At 71.8% G+C, this 13,434-nt stretch carries 16 protein-coding genes and 2 tRNA genes; 14 read left to right on the top strand and 4 right to left on the bottom strand.

Annotated features, from left to right (window positions below; genetic code table 11):
* The first annotated feature begins 69 nt into the window (after positions 1 to 69).
* The 4 genes from ABZ135_RS12390 to ABZ135_RS12375 all read left to right on the top strand — a co-directional run bounded on the left by ABZ135_RS12390 (position 70) and on the right by ABZ135_RS12375 (position 2,577).
* Positions 70 to 654 (top strand): DUF3566 domain-containing protein, encoded by a 585-nt coding sequence (locus tag ABZ135_RS12390; RefSeq protein WP_356694624.1) that lies wholly within the window; start codon positions 70 to 72, stop codon positions 652 to 654.
* 110 nt (positions 655 to 764) lie between these two features.
* Positions 765 to 838: transfer RNA gene (locus ABZ135_RS12385), tRNA-Ile, on the top strand.
* Between the two features lie 145 nt (positions 839 to 983).
* Positions 984 to 1,118, top strand: coding sequence for a DLW-39 family protein (locus ABZ135_RS12380; RefSeq protein ID WP_003958712.1), 135 nt, complete (start codon positions 984 to 986; stop codon positions 1,116 to 1,118).
* Positions 1,119 to 1,287: 169 nt separating this feature from the next.
* Positions 1,288 to 2,577, top strand: a complete 1,290-nt coding sequence (locus tag ABZ135_RS12375; protein WP_356694622.1) for a hypothetical protein — start codon at positions 1,288 to 1,290, stop codon at positions 2,575 to 2,577.
* On the opposite strand, the gene ABZ135_RS12370 is transcribed toward ABZ135_RS12375, so the two are convergent.
* Together ABZ135_RS12370 and ABZ135_RS12365 are read right to left on the bottom strand one after the other, a co-directional pair.
* A complete protein-coding gene (locus tag ABZ135_RS12370; RefSeq protein ID WP_356694620.1) occupies positions 2,564 to 3,910 on the bottom strand; it encodes a serine/threonine-protein kinase in 1,347 nt (448 codons plus the stop codon). The two genes, ABZ135_RS12375 and ABZ135_RS12370, sit on opposite strands and share 14 nt — an antisense overlap.
* Before the next feature lie 48 nt (positions 3,911 to 3,958).
* Complete coding sequence (locus ABZ135_RS12365) at positions 3,959 to 4,507, bottom strand: DNA-binding protein (protein WP_356694618.1); 549 nt, start codon at positions 4,505 to 4,507, stop codon at positions 3,959 to 3,961.
* 132 nt (positions 4,508 to 4,639) lie between these two features.
* On the opposite strand from ABZ135_RS12365, the gene ABZ135_RS12360 reads away from it, so the two are divergent.
* The 3 genes from ABZ135_RS12360 (at position 4,640) to ABZ135_RS12350 (ending at position 6,745) form a co-directional block, all read left to right on the top strand.
* A tRNA-Ala gene (locus tag ABZ135_RS12360) sits at positions 4,640 to 4,712 on the top strand.
* Between the two features lie 133 nt (positions 4,713 to 4,845).
* Positions 4,846 to 6,123, top strand: a complete 1,278-nt coding sequence (locus ABZ135_RS12355; protein ID WP_356694616.1) for an MFS transporter — start codon at positions 4,846 to 4,848, stop codon at positions 6,121 to 6,123.
* Positions 6,124 to 6,292: 169 nt separating this feature from the next.
* Positions 6,293 to 6,745, top strand: coding sequence for a DUF6344 domain-containing protein (locus ABZ135_RS12350; RefSeq protein ID WP_356694614.1), 453 nt, complete (start codon positions 6,293 to 6,295; stop codon positions 6,743 to 6,745).
* 70 nt (positions 6,746 to 6,815) lie between these two features.
* Here ABZ135_RS12350 and ABZ135_RS12345 read toward each other — a convergent pair whose 3' ends face one another.
* The gene (locus tag ABZ135_RS12345) at positions 6,816 to 7,541 is read right to left on the bottom strand and encodes a DUF5324 family protein (RefSeq protein ID WP_356694612.1); all 726 of its coding nucleotides are present in this window, start codon (positions 7,539 to 7,541) and stop codon (positions 6,816 to 6,818) included.
* A gap of 164 nt (positions 7,542 to 7,705) precedes the next feature.
* Between ABZ135_RS12345 and ABZ135_RS12340 the strand changes: the two genes are divergently transcribed.
* Both ABZ135_RS12340 and ABZ135_RS12335 read left to right on the top strand, forming a co-directional pair.
* Positions 7,706 to 8,233 carry a peptidylprolyl isomerase gene (locus ABZ135_RS12340; protein ID WP_356694610.1) on the top strand — a complete coding sequence of 176 codons (528 nt, stop codon included), beginning with the start codon at positions 7,706 to 7,708 and terminating at the stop codon, positions 8,231 to 8,233.
* Positions 8,234 to 8,331: 98 nt separating this feature from the next.
* Positions 8,332 to 9,177: a rhomboid family intramembrane serine protease gene (locus tag ABZ135_RS12335; protein WP_356694608.1), complete on the top strand. Its 846-nt coding sequence runs from the start codon at positions 8,332 to 8,334 to the stop codon at positions 9,175 to 9,177.
* Positions 9,178 to 9,444: 267 nt separating this feature from the next.
* Here the strand turns inward: ABZ135_RS12335 and crgA are convergent, their stop codons facing one another.
* The gene (crgA, locus tag ABZ135_RS12330; RefSeq protein ID WP_345486916.1) at positions 9,445 to 9,702 is read right to left on the bottom strand and encodes a cell division protein CrgA; all 258 of its coding nucleotides are present in this window, start codon (positions 9,700 to 9,702) and stop codon (positions 9,445 to 9,447) included.
* Between the two features lie 139 nt (positions 9,703 to 9,841).
* Here crgA and ABZ135_RS12325 point away from each other — a divergent pair, with 139 nt between their 5' ends.
* The 5 genes from ABZ135_RS12325 to ABZ135_RS12305 all read left to right on the top strand — a co-directional run bounded on the left by ABZ135_RS12325 (position 9,842) and on the right by ABZ135_RS12305 (position 13,434).
* The gene (locus ABZ135_RS12325; RefSeq protein ID WP_356694606.1) at positions 9,842 to 10,609 is read left to right on the top strand and encodes a DUF881 domain-containing protein; all 768 of its coding nucleotides are present in this window, start codon (positions 9,842 to 9,844) and stop codon (positions 10,607 to 10,609) included.
* Between the two features lie 23 nt (positions 10,610 to 10,632).
* A complete protein-coding gene (locus ABZ135_RS12320; RefSeq protein ID WP_356694604.1) occupies positions 10,633 to 11,340 on the top strand; it encodes a class E sortase in 708 nt (235 codons plus the stop codon).
* A 62-nt stretch (positions 11,341 to 11,402) separates the two neighbouring features.
* Complete coding sequence (locus tag ABZ135_RS12315; RefSeq protein ID WP_345486919.1) at positions 11,403 to 11,564, top strand: hypothetical protein; 162 nt, start codon at positions 11,403 to 11,405, stop codon at positions 11,562 to 11,564.
* The gene (locus tag ABZ135_RS12310; protein ID WP_356694602.1) at positions 11,561 to 12,199 is read left to right on the top strand and encodes an aminodeoxychorismate/anthranilate synthase component II; all 639 of its coding nucleotides are present in this window, start codon (positions 11,561 to 11,563) and stop codon (positions 12,197 to 12,199) included. Before ABZ135_RS12315 ends, ABZ135_RS12310 begins: the two co-directional genes overlap by 4 nt.
* A complete protein-coding gene (locus tag ABZ135_RS12305; protein WP_356694600.1) occupies positions 12,196 to 13,434 on the top strand; it encodes a class E sortase in 1,239 nt (412 codons plus the stop codon). Before ABZ135_RS12310 ends, ABZ135_RS12305 begins: the two co-directional genes overlap by 4 nt.

Here is a 13,434-nt window from a genome sequence, read left to right as displayed (position 1 = left end):
TCGGCCGACGGCCGGTCCGCAGGATCGAGCGGTGCCCGTGGCTCCGCCACGGACTCCCAGGGGGTTACGGTGACGGACACTCGGGGGCAGGGGCCCTCGTACGAGGCGTACAACGGGCCGCTGCCCGGAGAGCGCGCGGGGACGCAGCCGCAGAGCGGGCCCTACCGCCCGCCGCAGGCATACGGCACGCCGGCGCAGGGCACTCCGGCCCAGGGCGTGCCCACGGGCGGCCCGGCCACCGCGGCCTCGCGCAAGCCGCGCACGGGAGCACGCACCACCCCGCGCACGCGCAAGGCACGGCTGCGGGTCGCCAAGGCCGATCCGTGGTCGGTGATGAAGATGAGCTTCCTGCTCTCCATCGCGCTCGGCATCTGCACCGTGGTGGCCGCGGCGGTGCTGTGGATGGTCATGGACGCCATGGGTGTCTTCTCGACCGTCGGCGGCACGATCAGCGAGGCCACCGGCTCCAACGAGTCCAACGGCTTCGACCTGCAGTCCTTCCTGTCGCTGCCGCGGGTGCTGATGTTCACCTCGGTCATCGCGGTGATCGACGTGGTCCTGATGACCGCCCTGGCCACGCTGGGCGCGTTCATCTACAACCTGTCGGCCGGCTTCGTGGGCGGTGTGGAGCTCACCCTCGCCGAGGACGAGTGACCTGCGAGGCGACCTGCCCGGGGGCCGTCCCGGAACCGATTTTGGGACTGGCCCCCACGTGCGCTAATCTTCAGGAGTCAGCGCGCGGGACACACACCGCAAAGCGCGGCGGGGCTATAGCTCAGTTGGTTAGAGCGCATCCCTGATAAGGATGAGGCCACAGGTTCAAATCCTGTTAGCCCCACATCGAAGATCGGCCCGGACGGTTCACCCGTCCGGGCCGATTGCTTTGCGGGACGCGTTGGCGGCCTAGGTCACCGATCGGTATCGGCCGGTGTGTAGAGTGGGCGTCAGAAGTCTCCTACGTCAACGAAAGACGAGGTCGCGCGGTGAAGAAGCTTCTCCTGGTCGCACTGGCCGCCATCGGCGGGCTCCTCGTGTACCGCCAGATCCAGGCGGATCGCGCCGAGCAGGATCTGTGGACGGAGGCGACCGACTCCGTGCCCGCAGGTTCGGGTGTGTGAGACGAAGAGCGTCAGTGAGTGAGGCCCCGGCCGCGGTGAGCGGCCGGGGCCTCACTCTGTTGCGGCCTGTTCGCGAATGCCAATGAATTGCTTGCTGTCGCAAATTTGTAGGGTCTCGGTCGGGCGAGCGGGCAGGATGGGCGCGCACGGACGGGACGAGGAGAAGCGCGTGAAGAGGCAACGGGGATCCACCGGACGTACGGCGGGGGTGCTGGCCGCGGCGATGTGCGCGGCGCTCGCGCTGCCGGGCGGCGCGTGGGCGGCCGGTGAGGGCGGCGGCTACACCTTCGACGGCGCGGCCCAGCGGGTGAAGGGCGCCGTCTCCAATCTGGACGCCGAGCGGCTGAAGGCCGGCCAGAGCTACCGGGACACCATCCAGAAGAACGGCAAGCTCTACTACCGCGTCGACCTCGACGAGAAGCAGAACGCCTACGTGTCGGTCGTGGCCGTCCCCAGGACCGCTGCCAAGGCCGGCTACAGCGACGGTCTCAAGGTGAGCATGCAGGACGGCTCCGGCACCGACTGCGGCTACCAGTCGGTGAACTTCGGCGGCTCCGGCTTCACCCGGCCGCTCGCCGCGTACACCCACCGCACGATCGACCCGGACTCCTCCACCTGCCGGCAGGCCGGCGCGTACTACGTCCTCGTGGAGCGCACCTCCCAGGACGACAGCGCGGACTGGGAGCTGGAGATCCGCTACCTGACCGAGCCGGGCGTGAAGAAGACGGGCCCGACGGCGCTGCCGGAGAACTGGGCCTCGGGCACGCCCCAGCCGCCCACGGGCGGGCCGCAACGGCGGGACGGAGGCGGCGGGTTCCACGACGCGGCCTCGGTGCGCCAGGGCGAGTGGCGCACCGACATCAAGCCGGGCCAGACGGTGTACTACCGGGTCCCGGTCGACTGGGGCCAGCAGATCTTCGCCACCGCCGAGCTGGGCAGCAGCCCCGTCGCCGACACCTTCGTCAGCAACGCGCTCACGCTGTCCCTGATGAATCCGGCCCGCGGCTACGTCGCCAGCCGGGACCTGAGCTACGACGGCGATCCGTCGACCCTGGCGTTCGACCCGGAGCGGCCCGTGGCCTTCGAGAACCGCTTCGCCTCGGACGACGCCACCAACGGCCTGCGGTTCGCCGGCTGGTACTACCTGTCGGCCACGCTCAGCCCCGAGATCGCCAAGGCGTACGGGGACAAGCCCCTGCCGCTGACCCTGCGGGTGAACGTCACCGGGCAGCCCAAGCCCGCACCGCCGTACGACGGCGATCCCGGGCCCTTCACGGTGACCGAGGACGACCGGGACGCGGCCGCCACCGGCCAGAGCGGCCCGCAGGCGGCCAGGAGCGGCACGCTGCGGGTCGTCGGCGTGGCCGGGATCGGCGCCGGCACGGTCCTCGTCCTGGGCCTGGGCGCCTGGTGGCTGCTGGCCCGGCGGGCGGCGGGCGCCGGGCCTACGCCTGGATGAGCGCCCAGATCCCCACGGCGTAGCAGACGAGCGCCACGACCAGCACCGGGACCGCGACCTTCGCGGGCGGTCCCGGCCGGCGCGCGGGAACCGATGCGGCCTGAGCGGTGTATGAACGAGTGGAGACCTGCTCGTACGGCGCCGCGGCCGTGGGGGCCTGGGCGAAGGAGGCGGGGGAGTGCGCGGACGGCTGTACGGGGGGCGTGGCCGGGGCCCCGGCCGGGGGAGTCCCGAGCTGAGCGGGTCCGGGCTGAGCGTGCCCGGCCGGCGAGGCGAGCGGCGACGGGGCCGGGCCGTAGGCCGGGGCCGGCGGGACGGCCACGGGCCGGGTGGGCGTCCGGGGCGGCGGCGGCAGATGGAAGCTGCCGGTCTCGGACGGGTTCGGCAGGTGCGGGGGCGTGTCCTGACGGTCCTGCTGAGGGTCCTGCCGGGGTGCCTGGCCGGGCTGCGCCGGCTCGGGGCCGTTCGGGCCGAAGCCGGCCGGCAGCGGGCCGATCTGGTCGCGGATCTCGACCGGCTCCTCGGCGGGGCCGGGCTCGGGCAGCAGCTCCGCCGCCGCGTTCAGCGCCTTTCGCGCGCCCGTGGCCGTCTTGAAGCGGGCCTGAGGGTCGGGCTGCAGCAGCCCGGCGATCACCTGCCACAGAGGCTCGGAGATCCCCCGGGGGGCGCTCGGCGTGCCGTACATCATGAAGTGGTCCACGAGGGCCTGGGAGTCCGGCCTGCGGCCCTGGAGCAGATAGAGCGCGACCAGGCCGACCGCGAACAGGTCCGCGGTGAAGTCCGGCTCGGCGCCCATCAGTTGCTCGGGCGCGAAATAACCGGGCGTGCCCACCACGTAGTTGGTCTCGGTGAGCCGGGGCTCGCCCTTGCGCATCGAGATGCCGAAGTCGGACAGCCGCAGATGCGGCCGTCCGGTCCCGGTCACTTCGAGCAGGATGTTGGCCGGCTTGATGTCGCGGTGCACGACCCCCTCCGCGTGCACCGCGGTCAGTCCGGACAGCAGTTGGTCGAGCAGGGTGCACACGAAGCGGGGCGGCAGCGCGCCGTAGTCCCCGATGACGTGCGCCAGCGAGCCGCCCGCCACGAGGTCCATGGTGAAGAGGACCTTGTCGTCGTCCGCGGCCCAACTGGCCGGGGCGAGGACGTGCGGGTGGTCGATCCTGAGCGCCTGCTCGCGGACGAAGCGCAGCAGGGTGTGGGCGTCGCTCTGCTGGAGCACCTTCGCCGCCACATAGCGGCGGCGCCGGTGGTCCCAGGCACGCCACACCGCGCCGACCCCACCGCGGCCGATCGGATCGATCAGCTCGTACCGCCCAGCGAAGACCTCACCCATCGCGCTGCGCCCGCTCCCCGTACCGTCTCGGATGATGCCGTACCGGCGTCAGTTCTGGTGCGACTCGTAGTGGGCCACCGCGTCCGCGGTGCGTCCCGCGCCGTACACCCGGAGGAACTCTGCCAGTTCCGGGTGCGCGGGCGCGAGCGAGTCGGCCGCCTCGATGATGTCGCCCGCCGCGGCCACGGAGCGCAGCAGGGACTGGATCTCCCGGACCACGCGGCGCACGGTGGGCGCGCCGCTGGTGGCGGTGGCCGTGCTGCCGGAGGTGAGGACGGAGCCGCCCTGGGACTTCTTGATCTCGTCCATCCGGTCGGTTGCCTCGGCCGCGCTGACGCTGCCGTCGGCGACCTGGCCGGCGAGCTCCTGCAGGGCCTGGACACGCTGGACGACAGCGGGATTGCCGATCTTGGCCCGCTGGCCGCTCATGAGCTGCGACAGCATGGGCGCCGACAGGCCGAGCACGGCCGCGAGCCGGGCCTGATTCAGTCCGAGATCGTCGATCAGCCGGCGGAAGAGCGCCCCCAACGGCTCCCCGTACCAACTGCGCTGAAGCTCTCGGGCTCTGGCCGTGGCTTCCTGCTGCGCTGTATCCATTACTACTTCTCCCCATCCCTTGGGTTCGCCACTGCGAACCCCGATCAGCATCTTACGGAGCGTGGTCGCCCACGGGGAGTCCCAATCCTTTTGCGGAATACGGGGGGTGACCCGGTACTCTGTTGTCGTTCCGGGGCCTTAGCTCAGTTGGTAGAGCGCTGTCTTTGCATGGCAGATGTCAGGGGTTCGACTCCCCTAGGCTCCACTCCGGAAAAAAGCTCCCTGACCTGCGGTAACGCGGGGCGGGGAGCTTTTTCGTACGGGTGGGGAAGTGGCCCAGCCGTACGGGGCTGGAATGGACCAGGATCAGTGGGCCACCCGGCCGTAGCGTCGTGTCCATGGCGAAGACGACGAAGACCGGCGGCCCCACACGGACCCAGCGAGCGCTGCTGGCGGCCCAGCTCAGCAACGCGATCGGCGACGGCGCCTTCTATGTGACCTCGGCGCTCTACTTCTCCCGGATCGTCGGCCTGTCCGCCCCGCAGATCGGGGCCGGACTCGCCGTGGCCTGGGGGATCGGCTCGCTCGCCGGGGTGCCGCTCGGGCACCTGGCCGACCGGCGCGGGCCGCGCGGCAGCGCCGTGCTCCTCGCCCTGGCCACCGCGGCGGCCGTCGCCTCCTTCCTCCTGATCCGCTCCTTCCTGCCCTTCCTGCTGGCCGCCGTCGTGTACGCCACGGCTCAGAGCGGCCTCGCCGCGGCCCGCCAGGCCCTCCTCGCGGGTCTGGTCGAGCCGGCCGCCCGGGTCGGGATGCTGGCCCGGATCCAGGCCACGCTCAACGCCGGCCTCGCCGTCGGCGCCGCGCTCGGCGGCCTCGCCCTGAGCGCCGGGACCCGCGGCGCCTACCTCGCGGTCTTCGCCCTCGACGCGGCCGGCTTCCTCGTCTGCGCCCTGGTGCTGCACCGGCTCCCGGCGCTGCCGGGCACCCCGGCCGGGGCCGGCGGCGAGCCGCGGCTCGTGGTGCTGCGGGACCGCCCGTACGCGGTGCTCACCCTCCTCAACGCGCTGCTGCTGCTCCGGCTGCCCCTGCTCAGCCTGGCCCTGCCGCTGTGGATCGTGGAGCGGACCTCGGCACCCGGCTGGACGGTCTCGGCGCTCTTCGTCCTCAACACCGGCGCGGTGATGCTCTTTCAGGTGCGGGCCGCGCGCTCGGTGACCGGGCTCGGCGAGGCCACCCGGGCGGTGGGCCGCTCCAGCCTCGTCATGCTGGCGTCGTGCGCGGTGTTCGCGGTGACGGCGGCCGGCTTCGGGCCCTGGCCGACGGTCGCGGTGCTCGTCCTCGGCGCCGTCCTCCAGGTGATCGCCGAGATGCGCCACTCCGCCGGGTCGTGGCAGATCGGCTTCTCCCTCGCGCCGGCCGACCGGATCGGCCAGTACCAGGGCTTCTACGGCACGGGCGTGCCGATCGCCAGGACGCTGGGACCGCTTCTCGTCACCACGCTGCTGATCGGCTGGGGCGTGGCGGGCTGGCTGGTCCTGGGCGGGATCTTCGTGGTGGCGGGCTTCGCCACGAAACCGGCGGTGCGCTGGGCCGAGCGCTCCCGGGCCCCGTACGGACCGGCGGGCGAGCCGGGCGAGCCGGGCGGGCGGGCCGCGGAACCGGCCGGGGCGCACTGAGCCGGACGAGTGGTGTTCATCGGAAGAACTGCGCGGCGACGGCGTCGCTCCACGGATCGCGGACGCGCTTCCTCATCATGAGGAAGGTACGAAAAGCGCGCAATCCGAAATGAACCATCCGAGAACGCCCGACTCGTCTCGAACCTCGACATCACGAAAGTGAGGGGTCATGGCCACCGCCAAGGTCAAGCAGTTCTGGACCGCCTTCGTCTCCGTCCTCTTCGCCCTGCTCGCCTCCCTCGGCCTGGCGAGCCCCGCCACCGCCGCCCAGCGCACCGCCCTCCAGCAGGGCGAGGAGCCGGCCGCCACGCCCGCGTCCGCCCCCACGACGAAGCAGGCGCGCGCCCTGGCCTCCGTACCGGCACAACGGGCGGCCCAACCGTGGCACACCGCGCGGGGCCGTGCCCTGCCGCCCACCATCAAGCAGCGCATCCGCGCCGAGGCGCACGGCTCCTCCCCCTCCGTCCGCCACCTGCGCGCCGACGCCTCGACCGAGGCGGTCCCGGCCGACGCCTTCGACCTGGCGGGTGCCGCCCTCGCCACCGCCGGCACGCCGGCCCCCGCGGGCACGGCGGCCGCTCAGGCCGCGCCGGCCGCCGTTCCGGCCGCTCACGCCGCGTAGGGCGCGGCGGATTCTCCGCCGCGCCCCTCGCCGTCACCCCGGAGCAGTCCGTCCGTCGACCGGCCGGTGATCAGCGACGCTCTTCGTCGCGGTCCGTGCCCTCCGCCTCCGTCCCGGCCTCGGCCTCCTTGGCCGCCACCTCGGGATCGAGAGACGATCCGTCGTCGACGACCGACGCATGCGCCGTCCTGTCGTCCACCTCGGTGGGAGCGGGCGGCTCGACCAGCCAGTCGGGGTTGGCCTGCTTGTCCCACCACTTCCAGGCGGCGAACGCGCCGCCGGCCAGCAGGCCGAGGACCGCGAGTCCCTTGGCGAGGCGTCCGGCCCTGGCCCGACGCCGGTGCATCCTCACGATCTTCCGTACGTCCTTCGGCGTCACCTGACCGCGCAGCGCGGCCCAGGCGGCAGTCGAACGCGACCCGGCCTCCTCCAGGACGGGACCGGTCGCGGCGACCGCGTGCTCGACACGCGGAACGGTGTAGACGGTCGCCTGACGGGCGGCCTTGCGGGTCACGGCCGCCGCACGATGCGCGGCCTCGTCGACCCGCGGCGGTACGCGCGGTGCGACATGACTGTCGTACTGCATGCGTGCCAGAACACGGGCCTGACGGGCCTGAACACGGGCCTGCCGAGCGGCCTTCGATACGGTGGGAGCAAGTTTGACGCGCGCTTCGTGCGCATAGAGGGCGGCCTGGTCCTTGGCCGTGCCGGCGTACGGCGCCACCACTTCCGCGGCGTGCAGGACGCTCTCCTTCGCCGAACCTGTCGCGGCGCGCACGCTGTCCATGCGGGTCACGGGATTCCTCCTCCTCGGTGGCGATGTCGGGTTTTCGCCTTTCCATCCTTTTCGGAATCATGCCTGCCGGACCGTGCTCCGGCATGTGGGGCGGGCATCCGGGGCATGCGAGGATCGGACCACGGGCGCGAGCGCGCCGGTACGAGGTGTGAGAAGGGCGGATCGTGGCCGAGCAGCTTTACGCGACTCTGAAGACCAGCCAGGGCGACATCGAGATTCGGCTGCTGCCGTTCCACGCTCCCAAGACGGTCAGGAACTTCGTGGAACTCGCCCGCGGCGAGCGCGAGTGGACCCACCCGGCGACCGGCGAGGTCTCCACGGCGCCGCTCTACGACGGCACGGTCTTCCACCGGGTGATCAAGGACTTCATGATCCAGGGCGGCGACCCGCTGGCGGACGGCACGGGCGGCCCGGGCTACCAGTTCGCCGACGAGTTCCACCCCGAGCTCTTCTTCGACAAGCCGTATCTGCTCGCGATGGCCAACGCCGGCCCCGGCACCAACGGCTCGCAGTTCTTCATCACGGTCGGCGCGACGACCTGGCTCAACCGCAAGCACACGATCTTCGGCGAGGTCGTCGGCGAGGCGAGCAAGAAGGTCGTGGACGCCATCGCCGCCGTCGAGACCAACCCGAGCACCACGCGCCCGGTCGAGGACATCGTCCTCGAGACCGTCGTCATCGAGAGCCGCTGACCCGCGGGGTTCCGGGAACCTTCGCGCCCCGCCCGTCCGTCAGGAGGGCGGGGCGACGTGCTGACCCGTTCCCGACGACCGCCCTCGGAAGGACCCTGATGCACTGCTACCGACACCCGGACGTCGAGACCGGCATCCGCTGCACCCGCTGCGAGAAGCCGATCTGCCCGGACTGCATGGTGTCCGCGTCCGTCGGCTTCCAGTGCCCGGACTGCGTGCGGAACGGCTCCGGCACCGGCCACGCCCCGGACGCCAACCAGCCGAGGACGCTCGCGGGCGGCCGGGTGGCGGCGGACGAGCGGTTCGTCACCAAGATCCTCATCGCGGTCAACCTCGCCCTGTTCATCGCGGTCCAGGTGGCCGGCGAGCGCTTCGTGGGCGAGCTGGTCATGATCGGGTACGCCTACAACCCGGTGCTCGGCCAGGTCGTGGGCGTCGCGGACGGCGAGTGGTACCGGCTGATCACCTCGGCCTTCCTCCATCAGGAGGTCGCGCACTTCGTCTTCAACATGCTCGGTCTGTGGCTCATCGGCGGGATCGTGGAGCCGGAGCTCGGCCGGGTCCGCTACGCCGCGCTGTGCCTGCTGTCCGGGCTCTCCGGCTCCGCGCTCGTCTATCTCCTGGACGCCCCGAACCAGGCGTCGCTCGGTGCCTCGGGCATCGTCTACGGCCTGATCGGCTCCTGGGTGGTGCTCGCCAGGCGCCGGCGCTACGACATGCGGCCGGTCATGCTCTTCGTCGCGATCTCGCTGGTGTTCACCTTCGCCCGGCCGGGTGTCTCCTGGGAGGCGCACATCGGCGGCCTCGTCGCCGGCGCCGTCCTCACGTACGGGCTGGTGCACGCGCCCCGGGCCCGGCGGGAGCTGGTGCAGTACGGGGTGGGCGGCCTGCTGCTCCTGGTCGACCTGGGGATGGTGCTCGGCCGCACCGCCGCGCTCACCTGAGCGGTGAGTGCTGTGGACGAGCTCTGAGGGAAGCTTTCCCCAGAGTTATCCACAGTGCGTGGCGGGATGGCCACGCTGGTCGGGACATGACCACGCCCTCCGCCTCTGACCAGGCATTTCGTGTCAGGGGCGAAGGGCGGTGCGGGGCTGTCCCCGCGAACTCGCGGTCGTACCGGCGTCAACCTCGCGAGAGTTATCCACAGATCTTCTTAAGTTATCCAGTGCTGTGCACAACACTGTGGATAACTCAGGGCAGAGCTTGACGGGTCACTTCCACTGGGTGGAGACACCGAAGCCGGCGGCGATGAAGCCGAAGCCCACCACGATGTTCCAGTTGCTGAGGGACTTGACCGGCAGCGTGCCGTCGGTGACGTAGAAGACCACGATCCACACCAGCCCGATGGCGAACAACGCCAGCATCACCGGTGCCACCCAGCTACGGTTCGTCAGCTTGATGGACGCGGCCTGCTTCGCGGCGGGCGGCGGCGTGTAGTCGGCCTTCTTGCGGATCCGTGACTTCGGCACGAGGGACTCTCCTGTCGATGCGCTGCGTGACCGCGCAGGGAACTGTGGCTGGCGCCGGGATGTGACGTAGAGGACCGCTGCGTCCCCCGGGCGTCCGTTAGCGTAGTGCTTCCGCGGCACCGAAGGGGATCAGGGTACGTTGAGCAATTCCGCCGACACTCCCGCACAGCCGGGCCGACGCCTCGGGTGGCGCCCGGTCCGGGCCCTCACCGCTGCCGTGTTCGCCCTCGCCGGACTCATCTTCGTCACGAGTTTCAACACCGCCAAGGGCACCAACCTGCGCACCGACGCCTCCCTGCTCAGGCTCTCCGACCTGATCGAGGAGCGCAGCCACAAGAACGCCGGCCTCGACGAGACCACCGCCGCCCTGCGCCGCCAGGTCGACGCCCTCGCCGCCCGCGACGACGGCTCCACCCGGGCCCAGGACGAGCGGCTGCGCGCCCTGGAGGCGGCCGCCGGCACCACCGAGGCCCGCGGCCCCGGCCTCACCGTCACCCTCAACGACGCCCCGCCGAACGCCCAGGCCGCCCCCGGCTACCCCGAGCCGCAGGCCAACGACCTGGTCATCCACCAGCAGGACCTCCAGGCCGTCGTCAACGCCCTGTGGCAGGGCGGCGCCCAGGGCATCCGGGTCATGGACCAGCGCCTCATCTCCACCAGCGCCGTGCGCTGCGTCGGCAACACCCTGATCCTCCAGGGCCGCGTCTACTCGCCGCCCTACAGAATCACCGCCGTCGGTGACCGCGACCGGCTGACCCGGGCCCTCGCCGACTCCCCCGCCATCCAGAACTACCAGCTCTACGTGAAGGCATACGGCCTCGGCTGGAAAGTGGACGAGCACCGGGCGGTGACTCTTCCCGGCTACTCGGGCACAGTGGACCTCCACTACGCGAAGCCCGTGAGCTGAGGCCGACTGCCTGGGAGGGGCCGGTGGCGCTGCGCCTGGTCGTACGGAGCCTCAGCGAGCTGTGCATCACCGTCGGCGCCCTGATCGTCCTCTTCGTCGGGTACGTCCTGTACTGGACGGGCGTGCGGGCCGACAGCGCCGCCGCCGGGCAGCTCGCCGGCCTCCAGAAGGAGTGGGCGGACCGCCCGGTCGCGCCGGCCGCCCCCGCACCACCCTCCGGACCGCCCGGGCCCGCGCCCGCGCCCGCCCCCGCCCCGTACGCCGACGGCAAGGGCCTCGCCGTCATGTACGTCCCCCGCCTCGGCCGCGACTGGGAGTGGCCCGTCCTGGAAGGCACCCGGGCCGCCACCCTGAAGAAGGGCCTCGGCCACTACGCCGGCACCGCACGCCTCGGCGCCACCGGGAACTTCGCCGTCGCCGGACACCGCCGCACCTACGGGGACCCCTTCAAGGACTTCCCCCGCCTGCGCCGCGGCGACGCCGTCGTCCTCACCGACGGCACGACCTGGTACACGTACCGGATCGTCCGCGCGCCCCACCGCACGGTGCCGACCGACACCGCCGTCGTCGATCCCGTACCGCGCGGGTCCGGCTTCACCGGCCCCGGCCGCTATCTCACCCTCACCACCTGCGACCCCGAGTGGGGCAGCAGCCACCGGCTGATCGCCTGGGCGCACCTGGACGCCACCCGGCCCGTGACCGCCGGTCGTCCACAGGCTTTGGACGGCTGACCCGCGACCGCCCCGCGACCCGTACTCTGGTGCCGTAACGAACGGAAGGGGCGGCGGACGTCATGTACGGATGGATCTGGCGGCACCTGCCGGGCAACGCCCTCGTGCGGGCGCTGATCTCGGTCGTGCTGGTCCTCGCGGTCGTCTACGTCCTCTTCCAGTACGTGTTCCCTTGGGCGGAGCCCCTGCTTCCGTTCAACGATGTGACGGTGGACGGCCAGTGAGCGCGCGAATTCTCGTCGTCGACAACTACGACAGCTTCGTCTTCAACCTCGTTCAGTACCTCTACCAGCTCGGCGCCGAGTGCGAAGTCCTGCGCAACGACGAGGTGGAGCTCTCCCACGCGCAGGACGGGTTCGACGGGGTGCTCCTGTCGCCCGGGCCCGGCGCGCCCGAACAGGCCGGGGTCTGCATCGACATGGTGCGCCACTGCGCCGCCACCGGCGTACCCGTCTTCGGCGTCTGCCTCGGCATGCAGTCGATGGCCGTCGCCTACGGCGGAGTCGTCGACCGCGCGCCCGAGCTGCTGCACGGCAAGACCTCCCTCGTCACCCACGAGGGCAAGGGCGTCTTCACCGGCCTGCCCTCGCCGTTCACCGCGACCCGCTACCACTCGCTGGCCGCCGAGCCCGCCGCCCTGCCGGCCGAGCTCGAGGTCACCGCGCGCACCGAGGACGGCATCATCATGGGGCTGCGCCACCGCGAACTGCCGGTCGAGGGCGTGCAGTTCCACCCCGAGTCGGTGCTCACCGAGCACGGCCACCTGATGCTCGCCAACTGGCTGGAGCAGTGCGGCGACAAGGGGGCGGTCGCACGGTCGGCGGGACTCGCGCCGGTGGTGGGCAAGGCCGTCGCGTGACGGCCGGGTCTCCGTGGTTCCGGGCGACGAACCTGCCGGACGAGCCCGAGCCCCAGCCGACACCCTCCCCCGACCCCGCCTCGGGACCCGCACCCGGGCCCGCACACCCCGCCGCGCAGCCGCTGTACGAGGCCGAGACGGCCGTCTACGAGGCGATACCGGGGCCGGACGCCTACCAGGGCGTCCAGGCCGTCCAGCAGCCTCAGGGGGCCTACACAGCCCCTCAGGACACGTACCCGGATCCTCAGGATGCGTACACAGCCGCTCAGGACGCCTACGCGGCTCCGCCGGACGCGTACGTACCCGCGCAGGAGACGTACGCGGCTCCTCCCCCCGGTCCTTCTCCCGCTCCCTACGAGCAGCCGCAGGAGCCGGACGACGGGACGATGGCGCTGCGCACCGTCGAACCGGCCGCCGCGCCGCCACCCGGTCCCGGCCGGGCCGAGCGCCGCCGGGCCGCCAAGCGCAAGGGCCGCGGCGCCGCCCCCGAGCCGGCCGCGCCCGCGCAGGCCACCGCGCCGCTCTCCCGCGTGGAGGCCCGCCGCGCCGCCCGCGCCGCCAAGGACAGCGTCGGCGTCGTCCTCAGCCGTGTCGTCGGCGAGCTGTTCATCACCTTCGGCGTCGTCATGCTGCTGTTCGTCACCTACCAGTTGTGGTGGACCAACGTCCGCGCCGGCCACGAGACCGACAAGGCCAAGGAGAAGATCGAGAACTCCTGGTCCCAGGAGGACCGCAAGCCCGGCGCCTTCGAGCCCGGCGAGGGCTTCGCCCTCATGTACATCCCGAAGCTGGACGTCGTCGTCCCCGTCGCCGAGGGCATCGACAAGAACAAGGTCCTCGACAAGGGCATGGTCGGCCACTACGCCGAGGGCAGGCTGAAGACCGCCATGCCCGCCGACAAGCAGGGCAACTTCGCCGTCGCCGGGCACCGCAACACCCACGGCGAGCCGTTCCGGTACATCAACCGCCTCGTCCCCGGCGACCCGATCGTCGTCGAGACCCGGGACGCCTACTACACGTACGAGATGGCGAGCATCCTGCCGCAGACCGCGCCGTCCAACGTGGCCGTCATCGACCCCGTACCGAAGGGCTCCGGCTTCACCAAGCCCGGCCGCTACATCACGCTGACGACCTGCACGCCGGAGTTCACGAGCACGTACCGCATGATCGTGTGGGGAAAGCTCGTCGAGGAACGCCCGCGCAGCAAGGGAAAGCCGGACGCGCTCGTAGGCTGA

Origin of the sequence: Streptomyces sp. NPDC006339 (genome assembly GCF_040612775.1) — a bacterium.
GTDB lineage: Bacteria > Actinomycetota > Actinomycetes > Streptomycetales > Streptomycetaceae > Streptomyces.
Note: the sequence above shows the minus strand (reverse complement) of the source record. Positions and strands in the feature narration are given on the sequence as shown.